Raw genomic sequence first — 17,627 nt, 5'->3', positions numbered from 1 at the left:
GTCTGTGCCGTATGCCTTGATCGCCACCGCACCGTTACCGCATCAGGAGAACACCATGCAACGCGAATACGACTACATCATCATCGGCGCCGGCTCGGCAGGCAACGTGCTGGCGGCACGCCTGACCGAAGATCCCGGCGTGACCGTGCTGCTGCTCGAAGCGGGCGGGCCGGATTACCGCCTGGATTTCCGCACGCAGATGCCGGCAGCACTGGCCTTTCCGTTGCAGGGACGTCGCTACAACTGGGCCTATGAAACCGAGCCGGAACCCTACATGGACAACCGGCGCATGGAATGCGGTCGCGGCAAGGGCCTGGGCGGTTCGTCGCTGATCAACGGCATGTGCTACATCCGCGGCAATGCGCTGGACTTCGATCATTGGGCCAAGCGCCCCGGCCTGGAGGACTGGAGCTACCGCGATGTCCTGCCGTACTTCCGCAAGGCAGAGACGCGCGACATCGGCGCCAACGACTATCACGGCGGCGACGGTCCAGTGAGCGTGGCAACGCCGAAGAACGACAACAACGTGTTGTTCCATGCCATGGTCGAGGCAGGCGTACAGGCAGGCTACCCGCGTACCGACGATCTCAATGGCTACCAGCAGGAAGGCTTCGGACCGATGGACCGCACGGTGACGCCACGCGGGCGCCGCGCCAGCACCGCGCGCGGTTACCTGGACATGGCCAAGCCGCGCGATGGCCTGCATATCGTCACCCATGCCACCACCGACCGCATTTTGTTTGCAGGCAAGCGTGCCATCGGCGTGCATTACCTGGTGGGCAACAGCAGCGAAGGAATCGATGCGCATGCACGCCGCGAAGTACTGGTGTGCGCGGGTGCGATCGCCTCGCCGCAGCTGCTGCAACGCTCCGGCGTAGGCGCACCCGATCTGCTGCGCGCACTCGATGTGCAACTGGTGCACGACCTGCCCGGCGTCGGCCAGAACCTGCAGGACCACCTGGAGGTGTATATCCAGTACGCATGCACCAAGCCGGTGTCCTTGTATCCGGCATTGCAGTGGTGGAACCAGCCTGCGATCGGCGCGGAATGGTTATTCGCCGGTACCGGCACCGGCGCCAGCAATCAGTTCGAAGCCGGCGGCTTCATCCGCACGCGCGAGGAATTCGACTGGCCCAACATCCAGTACCACTTCCTTCCGGTGGCCATCAATTACAACGGCAGCAATGCCGTCAAGGAGCACGGCTTCCAAGCGCACGTCGGCTCGATGCGCACACCCAGCCGCGGGCGTGTGCACGCCAAATCGCGCGACCCGCGCCAGCATCCTTCGATCCTGTTCAACTACCAATCCACCGACCAGGACTGGCAGGAATTCCGCGACGCGATCCGCATCACCCGCGAGATCATCGCGCAACCGGCGCTAGACCCCTACCGCGGCCGCGAGATCAGCCCCAGTGCGGACTGCAAGACCGATGCGGAGCTGGACGCATTCGTCCGCTCTCGCGCTGAAACCGCCTATCACCCCTCCTGCTCCTGCGCGATGGGCACCGACGACATGGCGGTGGTGGACGGCCAGGGCCGCGTGCACGGCATGGAGGGCCTGCGCGTGATCGACGCCTCGATCATGCCGCGCATCATCACCGGCAACCTCAACGCCACCACCATCATGATTGCCGAGAAAATCGCCGACCGCATGCGCGGTCGCCCCCCATTGCCGCGCAGCACCGCCGATTACTACATCGCTGGCGATGCACCTGTGCGCGGGTGACCTTTTCTCCGGGTCGAGCGTGCGGTGCCCTAACCCTTTTTGCATGTACCGTGAACCCTTCCATGAGCGCGTTGGCGGCGTCCTCGCCCCCAGTGGTCCCGCAAGCAGCCGGGAGAGCGCACAGACAGGCGCATGATTGCTCGGGCATCATGCGCTGATGAAGATCTATCTCGTTGGCGGCGCAGTCCGCGATGCATTGCTTGAGCAGCCGGCTGGCGACCGCGACTGGGTGGTGGTTGGCGCCGATCAGGCGCAGATGGAAGCGCAGGGGTTCAAGCCGGTCGGCAAGGATTTCCCGGTGTTCCTGCACCCACGCAGTGGCGAGGAATACGCACTGGCGCGTACCGAGCGCAAATCCGGCCGCGGATATCGCGGCTTCGTGGTGGACGCCGACCCATCGGTGACCCTGGAAGAAGACCTGCTACGCCGCGACTTCACCATCAACGCGATCGCGCGCGATGAGGAGACGGGTGAGTTGTTCGACCCGTACAACGGTGCGCGTGATCTGCAGGCGCGCGTCTTGCGGCATGTCGGTCCGGCGTTTGTCGAAGATCCCGTGCGCGTGTTGCGTGCCGCGCGCTTCATGGCGCGGCTGGCACCGCTGGGCTTCACTGTCGCTGCTGAAACTGCGGCATTGATGCGGGACATGGCCGCCAGCGGCGAACTCGATAGCCTGGTGCCGGAGCGCGTGTGGCAGGAGCTGCGGCGCGCATTGAGCTGCGCGCAGCCCTCGGCGTTCCTGCGCACGCTGCACGATGCCGATGCGCTGCGGGTCATCCTGCCGGAAGTCGATGCGCTGTACGGCGTGCCGCAGCGCGCCGAATTCCATCCGGAGGTCGACACGGGCATTCACCAGGAAATGGTCAGCGATATGGCGGCACGTCTCGCGCCCGGCGATGCGCTGGTGGGCTTTGCCGCACTGACCCACGATCTGGGCAAGGCACTCACACCACCTGAGGAATGGCCGCGCCACGTCATGCACGAACAACGCGGCGTGGCGCCATTGCAGGCGCTGTGCGAGCGGCTCAAGGTGCCGCAGGACTTTCGGCAACTTGCCATCATCGCCTGCCGCGAACATTTGAACGTGCATCGCCTGGCCGAGCTGCGCGACCGCACCCTGCACGAGCTGCTGGTGCGCTGCGATGCGTTTCGCCGCCCGGAGCGTATCGCGCAGCTGGCACTGGTCTGCGAAGCCGACAAGCGTGGCCGTCTGTGCAGTGAAGAAGCCGCGTACCCGCAGGGCGAAGCACTCAAACGGCTACATGCCGCCGCGCTGGCGATCAATGCGCGAAATCTGGCGGCTGAAGGTCTGCAAGGGCCGCAGATCGGCGAGGCACTGACAAAGGCGCGCATTGCCGCGATTGCGGCAGCGCGACGGATCGGTGCATAGCTGCATGTCGCGCACCTGTGTCCAGGTGCGACGCGATGTGGGGACGCGAGCAAGGACGGAATTGCAGCACCCCATGGACCGAAACCTGCCCATTCGAAGTCAGTGATGTATTGGAGATCTGATTTACGCCGTTAAGAGCAGCTAACAAAACTACTGCGCAGCCGCAAGGCGGGCGCGGCCGGTGCTCGGAATCCTCATGTACCACTCGTACACTGCGGTTCCTGTGCGCCGTCCGCACCCGCCTGACGACTGCTCGCGACGTTTTGTTAGCCGCTCTAAACCAAGGCGGCTACACACGAGCAGCCGCCCCGGCCGGGCATCACAGCTTGAAATTCAGGCTCAACATGAAAGAGCGACCGTTCTTGTAGATGTAGTACGGCTGGTTCTTGTTGCCGATGTAGCTGAAATAGGTTTCATCCAGCAGGTTGGTGGCTTCCAGCGCCATGCGCAGCCGCTCGGTGGCCTGGTAGCCGAATGATGCATCTACCTGCGTAAACGCGTCGGTCATCTGCTGCCCGTTGAGCCGGCCAATCTGGGTGAAGTATTCCGAGCGCCAGCCCAGATTCACCCGCGCACTCCACTTGCCTTGCTCGTAGTACGGGCTGATGTTGTAGGCATTGCGCGAGTTGTACGGCAGGCTGTAGTCGCCGTCGGTGTTGGAATCGGAATAGGTGTAGTTGGCCACCACGCCGAAGCCATTGCCGAAATTGTGCTGCAGATTGAGCGCCACACCCCGCACCGTGGCATCGCCGGCGTTGGTGGGCACGGATGTCTGGTAGGTGCTTGAGCCGCCGGTAGCGTTGTTGAAGAACACACGGTCCTGCACGGTGGTGAGGATGTAGTTGGAGATGTCGCGCGAGAAGAATTCGCCACTGAGCAAGCTGCTGTCGGAAAAATACCACTCCAGCGATGCACCGAGGTTGGTCGACTCGTATGGACTCAGTCCTGGGTTCCCCGTCGAGGCCGTCAACGTGGTGTCATCGGTAGCCACGTACGGCGTCATGTTGGTGTAGCGCGGCCGCGCGATCACTTTGGAGGCGGCAAACCGCAGCATCAGGTCGTCGCGCAGGTCGTAGGCAATATTGAACGAAGGCAGCCATTTGCCGTAGCTGCTGAGAAAGTTGACCGGTGTGTAGCCGCCGCCCGGCGCATAGCTGTAGCCATCGGTGGAATCGCGTGAGTGCACATAGCGCACGCCGATGTTGCCGCGATACCGCTCGCCGGAGAAATTGCCTTGCAGGAACCACGCACGGTTCTGCTCCTGGATGCTGTAGTTGCCCGCATAGCTGATGGGCAACCCATCATCGCCTTCCAATTCGCCGATATACCGACCGATCGCACCGCTGTTGATGGTCGACCAGCGTTGCATGTCGGTGCTGGTCGACAGCCCATCCAGATAGCCCGACGGCGTGGTACCCGGCGAGAATGCCGCCAGCGTGCTGCCATCGTTCGGGGTCCAGGTACGGCTATAGGACGATTGCCCGGTGGCGTGATTGGTGAGCTTGATGCCGGTGAGGATCTGCGTGAATGGCCCCCACTCCACCGCATGATCGAAATCCAGCTGCAGATAGCGCTCCTTGTCGTATTGCGGGCTATGGCTGGCCGAGGCGTTGTTGAGCTGCATCGCCGCCGCATTGGTGGGATCGGTGCTGTAGTCCATCGCGGTCCGGCGCCCGTCGATGGCGTAGCTGTAGCCAGCCAGATTGCGGAACTGGATGCCGTAGATACGCTCGGCGCCGCCTTGCGAACTGGTGTAGCCCACCTGGCTGGAGGCGTTCCAACCCTCGCCATGCCAGTCGGTGCGCAAGTGGATGCTGCCGGTGCTGACCTGGCTATTGCGCAGATAGCCGTCGAGATAGGTGTTGGACTGATCGCCAAAGGTACCCGAAGTGGCGATACCGTTTTCGAAGCCCAAGGCCTGCGCATCGCCGGGCGTCGAGCCCCAGTAGCCGTAGCGGCTCTGGTTGTAGTTGTCGAAGCTTTCCTTGACGTACAAACCGGTCAGGTTGAGCTCGAAATCGCTGTCCGGCTTCCATTGCAGCGCCGCGCTGACACCGTCGCGCTTGCGCGTCTGCTGGAATAACGCCGTGTTGATCGACGTCGGAAACACGCCGGTGTTGTTGCCGACCACACCGGGCGGAAACCCGGCGCCCTGCACATTGTCGTAGCCGAAAATTTCAACGCCGTCGCGGCGCAGAACGCGCTGCGAATGCATCACCGAGGCAAGCACGCCCAACGTTTGGTCCTGATTCTTCCAGCTATACAGCGCCGATGCGTTCGGCTTGCCTTCGTCGGAACGATCGTTGTAGCCATAACTCACGGTGCCGGTGAGCGTATTGCGATCCAGATCGAGCGGTTTGCGCGTATGCACGATCACGGTTCCACCGATGGAGCCCTCGTCGATGCGCGCTTCGGGCGTCTTATAGACCTCCATCAGGCCGACCACTTCCGGCGCCAGCGTGCTGTAGTTGAACGAGCGGCTGTCCGGGTCGTTGGGGTCGCCGCCCCAGCTGGTCGATGCAATGGTCTGACCATTGAGCAGCACGCGATTGAGTGCCGGATCGGTACCGAGGATGCTGACTTTTTCGCCTTCGCCGAACTGTCTGTCCACGGTGATGCCGGACAACCGCGACAGCGATTCGGCAACATTGGTATCGGGAAACTTGCCGATATCCTCGGCGCTGATCGCATCGACGATCGCATCGGCGTTGCGTTTGACGTTGAGCGCCTTGCCCAGGCTGGCCTGGTAACCCACCACCTTGATTTCGTCCAGGGTGGAGACCGAGGGACTGGTTTGTGGTGGTGTCTGTTGCTGCGCGGGTGCGGGCTGCTCCTGCGCAAATGCGGGAAGGCTTGCGACGCAGGCCAGGCTGGCGCCACCCATGAGCAGGCGCCTGACAGCAGCGCTCAACGATGAGCGGCGCAGTGGGTTGACGAACGCAGATACCGGAACGCAAGGGGATGACGCGAACAGACGGGAAAGCAGCATTGCGTGGACCTCATCACTGATGTCGGATGGCAACCGCCTGGTTGCACAACGGCGCGCGACGCGCGTGCCATGCCCGTGATCCGTCCCCTGTGCCGGATACGAACAACTGCCCGCATTGCATGACCACATGCGGGTACACGCCGGACCGCTGGAACAACGGCCGGTTGTCGTCTTCTCAAACGTGGAGCAGACGTTTCTTCGCTGAGAACGTTACCAGCGAAGGTGCCTTCGGTGGGTTGCAGTGTCAACCCGCTGCTGCATACGTCTATTTTTATGCGCTAAACACCGGCTTCCCTGCAGATATCGGGATGACGGCGTGATCGCTGTCTCACTGCCCTTGGCGCCGATGCAGACCACTGCGCCTTGCGGCCTGTTCGCATAAGGGGGCGGGTAAGCAAGGCGAGGCATGCGACATGCGCCAATTCGATGTGCATGGGCCGCTGCACGCCCCTGCATTTCAAAAATCAAACACGACACGCGTGCCGCATTACGCAATGCGGCGCGCACGATGCGTAGATTGGCCAAGTCATGTTGCCAGTGCCGCCTAATCGCGCTGCCCAGCCACCCACGTGCTCAACACCTGCACATCGTCATCCACCAGTACCAGATCGGCTTGGTAGCCAGGTGCGATGCGTCCCAGGCGTTCGCCCAGGCCAATGCATTGCGCGGGATAGGTGGAGGCCATGCGCGCAGCTTCGGCCAGGTCCACGCCCAGCAAGCGCACGCTGTTGCGCACGGCGGTGGCCATGTCCAATGCAGAGCCGGCCAATGCACCATCGGCATTGCGCACCACGCCGTCCACGGCGGTGATGGTTTCGCCGTAGAGGTCGAAGCTGGCGCTGTCGCTGCCGACCATCGGCATGGCGTCGGTGACCAGCAGCAATTTACCGCGTGGCTTGGCCGCCAGCGCCACGCGCAGGCTGGCCGGATGCACGTGCACGCCGTCGACGATGACGCCGCACCACACGTTGGGGTCTTCCAGCGCTGCGCCGACTGCATTGGGTTCGCGGCCAGCCAGCTGGGACATCGCGTTGTACACGTGCGTGAAGCCGCTGACGCCGGCGGCAATGCCCTCGCACGCCTGCTCGTAGGTGGCCGCAGTGTGGCCGGCGAACACGATCGCGCCACCGGCAACGAAGGCACGAATATCGTCCAGCGGCACGCGCTCGGGTGCGAGCGTGATCAGGGTGACGCCGTTGTCCAATGAGGTATCGACGGCAATCTCGTGCGCGTCCGGCACGCGGAATTTGCCTGCGTCGTGCGTGCCCTTGCGCGCAGGACTCAGGTACGGGCCCTCCAGATGGATGCCGAGCACTCCGGGCACGCCTTGTGCGATGGCCTGGCGCGTGGCATCGATCGCCTCGGCCATTACCTGCGCGGTATCGCTGATCAAGGTCGGCAGCATGCCGGTGGTACCGAAGCGGCGATGTGCGGCCGCAATGGTGGCCAGCGCCTGCGGGTCGCGTGCGTTGTTGAACAACACGCCGCCGCCGCCGTTGACCTGGATGTCGATAAAGCCCGGCAACAAGGTGGCGCCGCCCAGATCCACGCGCGTATGCGCCTGCGCAACGCGCGCATCGTCGGCCGGCACGATCGCCTGGATCTGCGTGCCAGCCAGTACCACGACCAGGCCGTCCTGCAATCCGTTGTCGGTGAGCACGCGTGCATTACACAGTGCCTGAGTCGCGAGAGCGTGCATGATCAGACGGTTTCCGTGACCTTGTTCAGATGCGGCGGAAGATCGGGATTGTTGCCGCGCTGCAGCGCCAGCGCATTGATCGCGCGATAGAAGCTCTGCACGGTCAGCAGCGGCGCGCAAGCCGGGTGCGCGGCTTCTGCCAGCGGCAGATCGCCACCGGGCGCGGCCAGCCACACTTGCGCGCCACGCGCGCGGAATTCTTCGGCCAGTGCGCGGGTGCCGGCACCGGTTTCGTCGGGCTGTGCGAAGACCAGCACCGGGAAGCCCGGCCCCACCAGGGCCATCGGGCCGTGCTTGACCTCGGCCGAACTGTAGGCTTCGGCGTGCAGGCCGCAGGTTTCCTTGAACTTCAATGCTGCTTCCTGCGCTGCGCCCAGGCCCAGGCCGCGGCCGAGCACGAACAGGTTGTGCGCAGGCACCAGGCCGGCGGTGAGCGCCGACCAATCGGCCTGCCACGCGCTGCGCAACTGTTGCGGCAATGCGTCGAGCGCGACAAGCAGGGCCGGGTCGTTTTTCCACACCGCGCCCAGATGCAGGACCGCGGCCAGCGAGGCAAGATAACTCTTGGTGGCGGCCACACTCTTTTCCGGGCCTGCGCCCAGCGGAATCACCACCTCTGCCAGTTGCGCCAACGGCGAATCTTCCACGTTGACCAGCGCGACCACGCGCGCGCCGGCCGCCTTGGCCGCTTCGGCATTGCGCAGCAGATCCGGGCTCTTGCCCGATTGCGAAATCACGATGTACAGCGCGCCACGCAGCTGCAGCGGCGCTGCATAGACCGAGCCCACCGATGGCGACGCAGATGCGGTGACGATGCCGAGCTGGGTTTCGAACAGGTACTTGGCATAGGTGGCCGCATGATCGGAGCTACCGCGCGCGCAGGTCACCACGAACGGCGGCGGCGTCTGGCGCAGCGACTGCGCGAGCGCGGCGATGGTGTCGGCATTACGCGCGAACTGTGCAGCCACCACATCGGCGGTCTGCGCCGCTTCGCGGAACATCAAGGTCTCGGTTTCGGAGGGAAGGCTCATCGTGGCTCAGGCAGATTCAGGAGGAAGGGGTTTGCCGGTGGACGCGGGCGCCGGCGCGGTGGAGCCGCGCACCACCAACTGCGGCACGAAACCACGGCTCTGCAATTGCGCCGGTTGGTCGTCGTAGGCGTCGCTGCGCAGCTGGCTGATCAACAAGCGTGCGGCGTGCCGCGCGATGTCATCGGTGGCCTGTTTGGCGGTGGTCAATGCCGGCCACGACTGGCGCGAGAACGGGCTGTCTTCGAAACCGGCGATCGACAATTGATACGGCACGTTCATGCCGGTGGACTTGGCTGCGGCCAGCACGCCTGCAGCGATCTCGTCGTTACTGCCGAAAATGGCGGTGGGCGGTTCGCGCAGCGACAACAGCCGGCGTGCGCCGCGGAAGCCATCGTCGAAGGTGTAGTCGCCGGGAATCACCAGGTGCTTGTCCAGGCTGATGCCGTAATCCTTCAATGCCGCTTCATAGCCGGCGTAACGCTCGCCGCTGGAGCGATGTTGCGGGCCGCCCCACAGGAAGCCGATGCGTTGATGGCCGAGCTGGATCAGGTGCTCGGTGATTTCATAGGCGGCATCGCGGTCGTCGATGTACACGCACGGGCCGTCGCCGGGGTCGTCGGTGGAGGCGATGATGCGCACGCTCTTGATGCCGCGCGCGGCCAGACCGGCCAGCAATTCCGGGCGTTCGGACATCGGCGCGGTCAACACCACCCCGGCCAGGCGCGAGCGCTGCACCCATTCGGCCAGTTCTTCGGCCAGCAACGGCGAGGTGGAATCGCAGGGATGGATCTGCAGGCCAAAGCCGGTTTCCCGGCACGCGGCCAGCACGCCGTTCTGGATGCCGATGATGTGGTACGGGTTGGGGTTGTCGTACACCAGGCCGATCACGAACGGCGTGCCGCTGCGCAGATTGCGCGCGGACGGGTCGGGTTCGTAATCCAGGTCGGCGATGGCGCGCAGCACGCGCGCGCGCGTGGCCTGCATCACCGACGGCTCGTTGTTGATCACCCGCGACACGGTCTTCAACGAGACCTTGGCGCGTTCGGCGACATCTTTGATGGTGGGCCTGCGCATGGAGGTACCTTGTCCGTCGGAACGCATCATGCCGCCGCGATCACTTGGCCTGGGCCGGCAGGCCCACGCGATGACCGCGCAGCGAATAGAACAGAATGTACAGATAGCACGGCACCATCAGCGCAGCGAACACGACCTGGAAGTCGTAATGCTGCTTGAGGATGGCGAACAGCTGCGGAATGATCGCGCCGCCGGCGATGCCCATCACCAGCAGTGCCGAGCCGATTTCGGTGAACCGGCCCAGTCCGCGAATGGCCAGCGGAAAGATCGCCGGCCACATCATGGCGTTGGCAAAGCCAAGCGCGGCGACGAAGCCCACCGACACGTAGTTGTGGGTGAACAAGGCACCGAGCGAGAACAGCACGCCCAGCACCGCCGACACGCTCAGGTAACGCGCCTGCGAGATCACGCGCGGAATCAGTACCAGGCCGGCGATGTAGCCCAGCAACATCGCGCCCAATGTGTAGGAGGTGAAGATCTTGGTGCTGTCCAACGGGAGATTGAAGCCGTGCCCGTAGGTGCCGATGGCATCGCCGGCCATCACTTCCACGCCCACATAGACGAACAGGCACAGCACGCCCAGCCACAGGTGCGGGAACTGGAAGATGCTGGATTTCTGCACGCCACCGGTCGCGCCCGGCGTGGCGTTGGCCTCGGAGGGCTTGAGCTCGGGCAATGGCGAGAACAGCACGCCGATGGCCAGCAGCAGCAGGACGCCGGACATCACCAGATATGGCGCGTGAATCTTGGCGGCGAAGGCGGTGAGCAAGGCTTCCTTGGTCGCCGCATCGGCGCTGGCCACCTGAGCGGACAGGTCGCCGATACCGTGCAGCACCAGCGAGCCGATCAGGATCGGCGCCAGGATGCCGGCGATCTTGTTGCAGATGCCCATCAAGGCAATGCGGCGCGCGGCACTTTCGATCGGCCCGAGAATGCTGATGTACGGGTTGATCGCCGTCTGCAGCAAGGCCAGGCCGCTGCCGATGACAAACAAGCCGCCGAGTGCGCCCGGATACCAGCGCTGCGTGGCGAACTGGCCGAAGCCTGCTGCGCCCACGGCCATCACCACCAGGCTCAGCGCCAGGCCTTTCTTCATGCCGGTGCGTTTGAGAATCCACGACGAGGGCAAGGCCAGAAAGAAGTACGACAGGTAGAACACCATCAGCACCAGGAACGCATTGACCTCGTTGAGGTCGAACGCCAGCCGCACGAAGGTGATCAGCGGCCCGTTGATCCAGGTAAAAAAGCCGATGATGAAAAACAGCACGCCGACGATGGCGATCGAGACAACGGGATTTGCGGGCCTGGCGGTAGTCATGGATCGGCTGGCTCTGAGGTTGTCGTAAGGAATGCCGTTGGCGTCAGCGGCGCAGTTCGGCGACGAAGTCGTAGAAGTCGTTGTGGCAATAGGTGTCGGTCAATTCGATCGCGCTGCCATCGCGGGCATAGCCCACGCGCACCACATGCAAAATCGCCTCGCCGGTTTTCATGCGCAGATGCTCGGCCAGCCGCGCGGGCAGATTGATGGCGCGGAAGTACTGCAGCGCGCGCACCACCGGCGTGCCCTGGGCATCGAGATAGCTGTAGAGCGAATCGCCGATCTGCTGCGGGTCGGTGACGATGCGCTGCGGCAACACCGCGTGCTCATAGGCCATCACGCGGTCGTCGGCGCTGCGCAGACGCGTCAGCGAGGCCACCGCCGCATCCGGCGACAAGCCCAGCCGCAGGATTTCTTCGCCATGCGCCGGGCGCAGCCGCCGTTCCAGCCAGCGCGTCCCGGGTTCATAGCCCTTGATGCGCAGCGTCTCGCTGAAACTGGTCAGGCCGCTGAGCTGATGCTGGATCTGGGTGGTGACAAAGGTGCCGGCGCCCTGCCGGCGCGAGACCAGGCCTTGTTCGACCAGCACATCCACCGCCTGGCGCAGGGTTACCCGCGAGATCTGCAGGCGTTCGCACAGCTGGCGCTCGGCCGGCAGCGCCTCGCCGGCCTTCCACTGCCCGCCACGGATGGCGTCGCTGAGCTTGGCGGCCAATTGCAGATACAGCGGCGTCGGCGCGGAAGCCTCCAGCGCCAGCGCGTCCATCCTGGGGTCGTCGTCCGTCCTGGCATTGGTTCTCGGTTTGGCCACTGCCTGTCCTCCGGACCGACTTGGATTTGTTAGGTCCAATATAGTACCAATTTGCCCCGCGCGCATCAGACCGCGTGCAATCGCGAAAGCGCCGGATCGGCGACGCATCCGGCCGCGGCAGACCGGCTGCACTCCTTCGGCCGCCAAAGTGCAGGCGTGCCGGAGCTGCTATGCAGGTTGCGTGCGCGCTGACGTGCCGTAACCACTCGCCACCGCACCATGACGACAGGTTTGTCGGCGGATGCCCCGGCGTGTCGCTTAATCGGCCGCAATGGATGCGCCAGCGGTGCCGCGCGCACGTGCATGGTGCAGAAAACCGGCACTACGGCGCGCAGCCAGCCACATCGCCACTAGCGCAATTGACCGTGGTCGTTGCGCACCATCCCGCGCTCCGGCGTGGCGGCGAAGCCCAGCAATTGCAGGCCGACGCCCAACACCGCGTCCTGCGCCGGATCGACACGCGACTGTAGCTGCCAGCGTCCGTCGGGCCACAGTTGCAGCTGTGCTTCGGCCTGCACGCCGGCGGGCAATGCGGTGTCGGGCAGCAAGGTCAGCACGGCGGTGTGATCCACGCACGCCGGCTGCCCGGACAAGCGCAGCGGCGGCAGACCGGGCAGCTCGCCCGCACCGCTTGCCAGCACTTGCAGGCTGACCCGCCCATGCGCCTGCACGCAACCGGTGGCATCGAAGAGCAGATCCACCTGCTGCAGCTGCAACGCCAGATCGATCAGCGCCACGCCACCGGGCTGGCGCACCAGCAATTGGCCCCGTGCATTGCGTATGCCGCGTTGCGCCCCATCCACCAACAGCAGGTGCAGCTGTGTGGACTGCAACTGCACCTGGCGTTCGCCACGCACCAACGGCCAGAGCCGCGGCCGCACCGCCACATCGCCGAAGGCGATGCCTTGCCATTGCACCTGCCGCAACGTGCCGGCCCAGATCGGGCCCTCCACATCCAGCACCGAGAACGGAAGTCCCTCGCGCGGCAGCACCAGGCGCAACGGGACAAACGCCAGCAGCGCGACCCCCACCATCGACACCAAGAGCAAGGCCCAGCGCATGCGTGTCACGGTTCCGATTCCGCAAACCCGCAGCGTACGCGGAGTTGGCCCTGCTCGCGTGCCACGTGCAGTTGGGTCGGCGCCAGGCCGTGCGCCTGTCGCAACCGCTCAAGCCAGCCGAACAGCGTGGCGGCACTGACGGCCTCGATCTGCACCTCCACCCCGCCCGCGGCGCTGCGCTGTTGCGAGGTGATGTTGATGCCGGCATCGCGTGCGCTGCTTGCGATGATCTCGGCCAAAGCCGCTGGTCCCGGTGCGGCGGTGCGTCTGGTCGATGCCGCCTGTGCAGATGCATCGAGCACCAGCTGCGCAGCGTCGGCATAGCGCGCCCAAGCCCGGTCATGCCAGTGCCGCAATGGCATGTAAAGCGCATACCAGCCCACGAATGCCGCCAGTGCGGCGCACATCACACCCAGCATGCGCCGCTCACGCGGCGCCCGTGTCTGCCACCAGTACGTGCCGCTTGGCACAGATGTCTTCATCGCAATGGCTCCAGCGCCAACGGTGTCCGCATGCGACCGTCTTCGACCTGGCTGCTGCCCGGATCCACGTGCCAGCCGGCATCCGCAAGCCGCGCCGAGAGCTGCTGCAGGCTGGCGTCATCGGTGTGCAGCAAGGTCGCGCGCAACGGCTGTGCGGCGTTGTAGTCCAGCTGATCCAGTTCTGCCGCTGGAAGGGTATCGACTGCGCCGAACAAGGTGCTCAGTTGCACCGCCAGGCGATCGGTCGCCGTGCCGGCCTGCCGACGCGCCTGCAATGCGGCCGGTACCGCCGCTGCATCGCGCACACCCAACTGCGTGGCGGCGCGCGCCTGCAGTACACGCGCACCGATCTCGTAGCGCAAGGTCTGCCCCAGCAACAGCACCCCCGGCGATAGCAGCAGCAATGCGGCCAACACCGCCAGACGGCGCGGAGCGCGCCGTTGCTCAGCAGCGGCCTTGTTCGCGAACGGGTGCTGCAGGAGATCGATCGGCACGTGGGCAGCATTGCGCGCAACGCAGGCAATGGACTGCGTCGCGTCGGGCACCGGCGGCACGGCCGGCACACGATCGCCCAACAGCAGACGCGCCGCCTCTGGCTCCAGGCTGCAGGCCAGCTGTGCGCCGCGGATCAGCCATCGGCCGTCCCAGTGCATCACCGCGACCCTCGCATCGGCACCGGGCTCCAGCAGCAGGCAATCCGGCACCACCGCATCGGGAACGAAGCCCAGTTGCGTTGCGCGCGCCAGCCAGTGCTGCATCACCACGCTGTCCACTGCGGCGACCAGGCGCGTGCCATCGGCCTCAGCGCCAGCGGCGATCACCACATGCAAGGCCTGCGCGTCGACAGCCAGATGCTCGGCCAATTGCAGGCGCGCAGCGGCCCGCGATTGCGCAATGCTGCGGCCAGGCAAACTCAACCAGCGCAGATGGACATCCACACCCGGCACCACCAGGAGGTTGCGCGTGGATGGCCCAGGCGGCGTGGCGGCCTGACCCATCGATTGCACTTGCCCCTGCGCGTCCACACGCACTGCAGTGGCTTGGGCGGCTGCATCGGCTGGCAGCAACAACAACGTGGTGGTCATTGGTCAGAACTCCATTGGCGCGCGACCAGTCGGACCCGGCCGGCCGTTTCCTGTTGCAGCAACGCTTCCAGCATGACCTGCGCGCCGGCATGGTCGACCTGGCTGTAGAGAGAGAAGTAGCGGGTGCGTAGTTCGAGCTGTTCCAATACCGCATTGGACAGCTCGGCCTGCATCAGCGCCGGCTGGCTGAGAAACATCCTGACATCGCGCCATCCTCCAGCCGGCCGTGCAGCGATAACGCGTCGTGCGGCCGGCAGCTCCAGCGCTCCTCCGGTCAACGCCACCAGCACCGGTGCATCGTCCAGGCGCAGCGTGTTGATATTGATCGGCGACAAGCGCCCCTCCGGCAATGCGCAGACATACGGCTGCAGTTGCGCGATCAATTGCGGCGTGTAACCGGCGATGGCGCGCAGTTCGCTGACGCCTGCCAGCAAGGTTGCACCGGTACGCCGCGGCGCGGCGACCTGCAGGTAGCGGTCGTCTTCGGCGCCGTGCACGCCCGGCTGTGTGTCGGAGTCGATCCAGTCCACCAATGCGTCGGTCAGCGCATACGCCTGTTGCGGGGCGATGCCCAACACCTGGAGCAATGCGCGATATTGGCGTGCTCCCTCATCGCTACGCTGCCATTGTTCGGGCGCACCAACGACCACGCTGTTGAGATTGAAGCAGCCGCCGCGATCGCGCAGGCGCACGCTCACCGCACCGTCGTCCAGCGGAAAGCGGACCGGCTGGTCTTTCCAGCCGCCGTCCAGCGTGGTGCGCAGCGGATCCCGCTGGGACAGCGCCTGCAAGCGCTGCCGCGCAACGGCCTCGCTGCCCAGGGCGTACCACTGCGCCTGCGTCATCGCCTGGCCATTGCCGCTGCGACGCAGACCAAAGCGCAGGTCTTCCAGCACGGCCGCCATCAGCAAGGTCATCACGGCAACCAGCAGCAATACCGTGAGCAAGGCCACGCCGCGTTGTCTGGCAGGTACGTGCAGTGCCATCACGTGCGCCCTTCCGGCAACAGGAACAGTTGGCGCACGCGCCCCCAGTGCTCCAGGTCCAGCTCCAGTGCGACCGCGTCCGGCAATGCTTCAAGCCCGCCGCTCCAGCCATCGCTCCACTGCGCCCGGTAATGGAATGCCACCGCCGCCGAACGCACGCCGCGCAACAGTACCTGCGGCGTGCCAGCTGCCGCGCCGTCGAGCGCAGAGCGTGCGCTGCGCTCCAGCCGCCCATCCACGACGCGGTACTCCACGTATTGCAGCGACGCACGCGGTGCCTGGTCCGGATTGCTCCAGCCACGTCGCACAAACCCGAACAAGGGCCCGTACGTTCCGGGCGCACTGGCGACAAATGCACTGCGTGCGGCGCTGCCCTCGCTGTTGCGGGTGCGGCGCACGGCCGCCTGCTGCAGGTCGCTGCGCAGCAGGCCATGGGCCAGTTGAAAGTCGCGAATCTGTTGCAGCCGCGCGCGCACGGCATCGCGCTGGTCGATGCTCTGCCGCATCACCACCACCGCAGCTGCGGCCACCAACGCGAACACCGCCAGGGCCACCAGCAATTCGATCAAGGTGAAGCCGCGCGTGCGTTGCTTGCCGATCATTCGGCGCTCCGCAAGACATTCAGATCGGCAACTTCCTGCGCCTGGCCTGCAGGGCGCACGCGCACCTCGATTTGCACCAAACCTGCCGCGCCGGCCGGCATCGACTGGCGCTGCCACTCCCAGCTGCGCCCGCCGAGCACCACCTGCCCGTTCGCCGGCGCGCGGATCGCGGCAGCTGGCGCCAGCGTCGCCTCGATCGCCTGATTTTCCGCCACCACCGCGGCTAACGCGCGCTCCTCCAGCACCACGGCGGTGCGGGTACTCTCGCTGGAAAGGTTCAACAGGCCGACCACCGCCATGCCGAAGATCGCCAGCGCGACGATCAGTTCGAGCAGCGAAAATCCACTTGATGCGCGTGCGTTAGCGAGATGGCGCATCGACCTGCACCACGCCTGCGGCATCTACCACGATCTGCATCTGTTGCCGGCCATCGCCCAACGCGATGCGCTGCGGCGTGGCCGCACCGGTGGGGTCGAAGCGCACACTTATGTGTCTGCTGTCGACAGGCAGCTGCGCCTGGATGCCCTGCGGCCAGCGGACCGCGGCAAATGGCGCTTGATCCAAGGCAACCCACTGCTGCTGGGCCTGACGACGGAAACCATAGCCGCCGGCATCGATGCTGACCTCCACCATGCGCAAACTCATGATCGCCTCGTCGCGTGCATGCATCAGCGCGCTGGCCAGGGTGTCGGCATGATCGTGCAGATCGCGCCGCGTATCCGGCAAGGTCATCACCGCCAACGTGCTGGCCAGCGCGGCAATGACCAACACGGCAAGCACCTCAAGCAAGGTGAAGCCACGCGCGCATCGGTTCGCCACGCGCATCGGCATGCGCGATGAACACGGCCTTGGAGGGCCCAGCATTGCAGACACGGCCGTCACTCAGCGCCAGTTGCCGATATCGGCATTGTCGGCATCGCCACCTTCGGCACCGTCTGCGCCAAACGAGTACACGTCAAAGCCGCCATGGCGGCCGGGGCGCCGGTATTGGTATGCATGGCCCCATGGGTCTTCCGGCAACCGGCGGATGTAACCGCCCTGCCGATAGCGCTCCGGCCGCGTCAATCCGACCGGCGGGTTGAGCAAGGCTTGCAGCCCTTGTTCGGTGCTTGGGTAGCTGAGGTTGTCCAGGCGATAGGTTTCCAGCGCCTGCTCCAATACCGCCACGTCGGCGCGGGCTTTTTCCACCATCGCGCGATCCTGGCTGGGCATCACATTGATCATCACCACCGTGGCGAGCAGGCCGATGATGACGATGACCACCATCAGTTCGACCAGGGTGAAACCACGGCTGCGTCGATGTGCCGTCAGCGAGCCAAGGCGTGCACGTGGATGGATGGACTGCATGACGATCTCCATGGATAAGCGGACGC

16 protein-coding genes and 1 other RNA gene are annotated in these 17,627 nt (G+C 65.1%); 3 read left to right on the top strand and 14 right to left on the bottom strand.

The window, feature by feature from the left end; all coding sequences use genetic code 11:
- Nucleotides 1-55 precede the first annotated feature (55 nt).
- The 3 genes from betA (at nucleotide 56) to HLH45_RS08435 (ending at nucleotide 3,388) form a co-directional block, all read left to right on the top strand.
- Nucleotides 56-1,726 (top strand): choline dehydrogenase, encoded by a 1,671-nt coding sequence (gene betA / locus HLH45_RS08445; RefSeq protein WP_011346382.1) that lies wholly within the window; start codon nucleotides 56-58, stop codon nucleotides 1,724-1,726.
- Nucleotides 1,727-1,883: 157 nt separating this feature from the next.
- Nucleotides 1,884-3,116 (top strand): multifunctional CCA addition/repair protein, encoded by a 1,233-nt coding sequence (locus HLH45_RS08440; RefSeq protein WP_008576751.1) that lies wholly within the window; start codon nucleotides 1,884-1,886, stop codon nucleotides 3,114-3,116.
- A gap of 196 nt (nucleotides 3,117-3,312) precedes the next feature.
- A non-coding RNA gene (locus tag HLH45_RS08435) (sX9 sRNA) lies at nucleotides 3,313-3,388 on the top strand.
- 47 nt (nucleotides 3,389-3,435) lie between these two features.
- Here HLH45_RS08435 and HLH45_RS08430 read toward each other — a convergent pair.
- From HLH45_RS08430 to gspG, 14 genes are all read right to left on the bottom strand, one after another.
- Entirely contained in the window at nucleotides 3,436-6,105 is a 2,670-nt protein-coding gene (locus tag HLH45_RS08430; RefSeq protein WP_033479170.1) for a TonB-dependent receptor, read from the bottom strand.
- Nucleotides 6,106-6,649: 544 nt separating this feature from the next.
- Entirely contained in the window at nucleotides 6,650-7,804 is a 1,155-nt protein-coding gene (nagA, locus tag HLH45_RS08425; protein WP_033479168.1) for an N-acetylglucosamine-6-phosphate deacetylase, read from the bottom strand.
- A gap of 2 nt (nucleotides 7,805-7,806) precedes the next feature.
- On the bottom strand, nucleotides 7,807-8,835 hold the full coding sequence (locus HLH45_RS08420; protein WP_008576748.1) for an SIS domain-containing protein: 1,029 nt from the start codon (nucleotides 8,833-8,835) through the stop codon (nucleotides 7,807-7,809).
- Between the two features lie 6 nt (nucleotides 8,836-8,841).
- Nucleotides 8,842-9,909 (bottom strand): LacI family DNA-binding transcriptional regulator, encoded by a 1,068-nt coding sequence (locus HLH45_RS08415; protein WP_003482633.1) that lies wholly within the window; start codon nucleotides 9,907-9,909, stop codon nucleotides 8,842-8,844.
- Between the two features lie 40 nt (nucleotides 9,910-9,949).
- Complete coding sequence (locus HLH45_RS08410; protein WP_008576740.1) at nucleotides 9,950-11,227, bottom strand: sugar MFS transporter; 1,278 nt, start codon at nucleotides 11,225-11,227, stop codon at nucleotides 9,950-9,952.
- Nucleotides 11,228-11,270: 43 nt separating this feature from the next.
- The gene (locus HLH45_RS08405; RefSeq protein ID WP_008576739.1) at nucleotides 11,271-11,993 is read right to left on the bottom strand and encodes a GntR family transcriptional regulator; all 723 of its coding nucleotides are present in this window, start codon (nucleotides 11,991-11,993) and stop codon (nucleotides 11,271-11,273) included.
- Nucleotides 11,994-12,388: 395 nt separating this feature from the next.
- Nucleotides 12,389-13,099 (bottom strand): type II secretion system protein N, encoded by a 711-nt coding sequence (gene gspN / locus HLH45_RS08400; RefSeq protein ID WP_008576737.1) that lies wholly within the window; start codon nucleotides 13,097-13,099, stop codon nucleotides 12,389-12,391.
- 5 nt (nucleotides 13,100-13,104) lie between these two features.
- Complete coding sequence (gene gspM, locus HLH45_RS08395) at nucleotides 13,105-13,581, bottom strand: type II secretion system protein M (RefSeq protein WP_008576736.1); 477 nt, start codon at nucleotides 13,579-13,581, stop codon at nucleotides 13,105-13,107.
- Nucleotides 13,578-14,666: a type II secretion system protein GspL gene (gene gspL / locus HLH45_RS08390; protein ID WP_008576735.1), complete on the bottom strand. Its 1,089-nt coding sequence runs from the start codon at nucleotides 14,664-14,666 to the stop codon at nucleotides 13,578-13,580. Before gspL ends, gspM begins: the two co-directional genes overlap by 4 nt.
- The gene (gene gspK, locus HLH45_RS08385; RefSeq protein ID WP_008576734.1) at nucleotides 14,663-15,652 is read right to left on the bottom strand and encodes a type II secretion system minor pseudopilin GspK; all 990 of its coding nucleotides are present in this window, start codon (nucleotides 15,650-15,652) and stop codon (nucleotides 14,663-14,665) included. The genes gspL and gspK overlap by 4 nt, the downstream gene beginning before the upstream one ends.
- Nucleotides 15,652-16,254: a type II secretion system minor pseudopilin GspJ gene (gspJ, locus tag HLH45_RS08380; RefSeq protein WP_008576733.1), complete on the bottom strand. Its 603-nt coding sequence runs from the start codon at nucleotides 16,252-16,254 to the stop codon at nucleotides 15,652-15,654. Before gspJ ends, gspK begins: the two co-directional genes overlap by 1 nt.
- Entirely contained in the window at nucleotides 16,251-16,631 is a 381-nt protein-coding gene (gspI, locus tag HLH45_RS08375) for a type II secretion system minor pseudopilin GspI (protein WP_008576731.1), read from the bottom strand. Before gspI ends, gspJ begins: the two co-directional genes overlap by 4 nt.
- Entirely contained in the window at nucleotides 16,615-17,079 is a 465-nt protein-coding gene (locus tag HLH45_RS08370; RefSeq protein WP_033479187.1) for a GspH/FimT family pseudopilin, read from the bottom strand. The genes gspI and HLH45_RS08370 overlap by 17 nt, the downstream gene beginning before the upstream one ends.
- A 57-nt stretch (nucleotides 17,080-17,136) precedes the next feature.
- Entirely contained in the window at nucleotides 17,137-17,601 is a 465-nt protein-coding gene (gene gspG, locus HLH45_RS08365) for a type II secretion system major pseudopilin GspG (protein WP_014089352.1), read from the bottom strand.
- Between the last annotated feature and the right edge of the window lie 26 nt (nucleotides 17,602-17,627).

The organism is Xanthomonas euvesicatoria (assembly GCF_013112235.1).
GTDB classification, from domain to species: Bacteria; Pseudomonadota; Gammaproteobacteria; order Xanthomonadales; family Xanthomonadaceae; genus Xanthomonas; species Xanthomonas euvesicatoria.
This window is presented reverse-complemented; position numbering and strand designations above follow the sequence as displayed.

Bases quoted from the DNA above. Each gene is read 5' to 3' on its own strand.
- betA (WP_011346382.1), top strand. From the start codon at position 56: ATGCAACGCGAATACGACTACATCATCATCGGCGCCGGCTCGGCAGGC.
- HLH45_RS08440 (WP_008576751.1), top strand. From the start codon at position 1,884: ATGAAGATCTATCTCGTTGGCGGCGCAGTCCGCGATGCATTGCTTGAG.
- HLH45_RS08430 (WP_033479170.1), bottom strand. From the start codon at position 6,105: ATGCTGCTTTCCCGTCTGTTCGCGTCATCCCCTTGCGTTCCGGTATCT.
- nagA (WP_033479168.1), bottom strand. From the start codon at position 7,804: ATGCACGCTCTCGCGACTCAGGCACTGTGTAATGCACGCGTGCTCACC.
- HLH45_RS08420 (WP_008576748.1), bottom strand. From the start codon at position 8,835: ATGAGCCTTCCCTCCGAAACCGAGACCTTGATGTTCCGCGAAGCGGCG.
- HLH45_RS08415 (WP_003482633.1), bottom strand. From the start codon at position 9,909: ATGCGCAGGCCCACCATCAAAGATGTCGCCGAACGCGCCAAGGTCTCG.
- HLH45_RS08410 (WP_008576740.1), bottom strand. From the start codon at position 11,227: ATGACTACCGCCAGGCCCGCAAATCCCGTTGTCTCGATCGCCATCGTC.
- HLH45_RS08405 (WP_008576739.1), bottom strand. From the start codon at position 11,993: ATGGACGCGCTGGCGCTGGAGGCTTCCGCGCCGACGCCGCTGTATCTG.
- gspN (WP_008576737.1), bottom strand. From the start codon at position 13,099: ATGCGCTGGGCCTTGCTCTTGGTGTCGATGGTGGGGGTCGCGCTGCTG.
- gspM (WP_008576736.1), bottom strand. From the start codon at position 13,581: ATGAAGACATCTGTGCCAAGCGGCACGTACTGGTGGCAGACACGGGCG.
- gspL (WP_008576735.1), bottom strand. From the start codon at position 14,666: ATGACCACCACGTTGTTGTTGCTGCCAGCCGATGCAGCCGCCCAAGCC.
- gspK (WP_008576734.1), bottom strand. From the start codon at position 15,652: ATGGCACTGCACGTACCTGCCAGACAACGCGGCGTGGCCTTGCTCACG.
- gspJ (WP_008576733.1), bottom strand. From the start codon at position 16,254: ATGATCGGCAAGCAACGCACGCGCGGCTTCACCTTGATCGAATTGCTG.
- gspI (WP_008576731.1), bottom strand. From the start codon at position 16,631: ATGCGCCATCTCGCTAACGCACGCGCATCAAGTGGATTTTCGCTGCTC.
- HLH45_RS08370 (WP_033479187.1), bottom strand. From the start codon at position 17,079: ATGCGCGTGGCGAACCGATGCGCGCGTGGCTTCACCTTGCTTGAGGTG.
- gspG (WP_014089352.1), bottom strand. From the start codon at position 17,601: ATGCAGTCCATCCATCCACGTGCACGCCTTGGCTCGCTGACGGCACAT.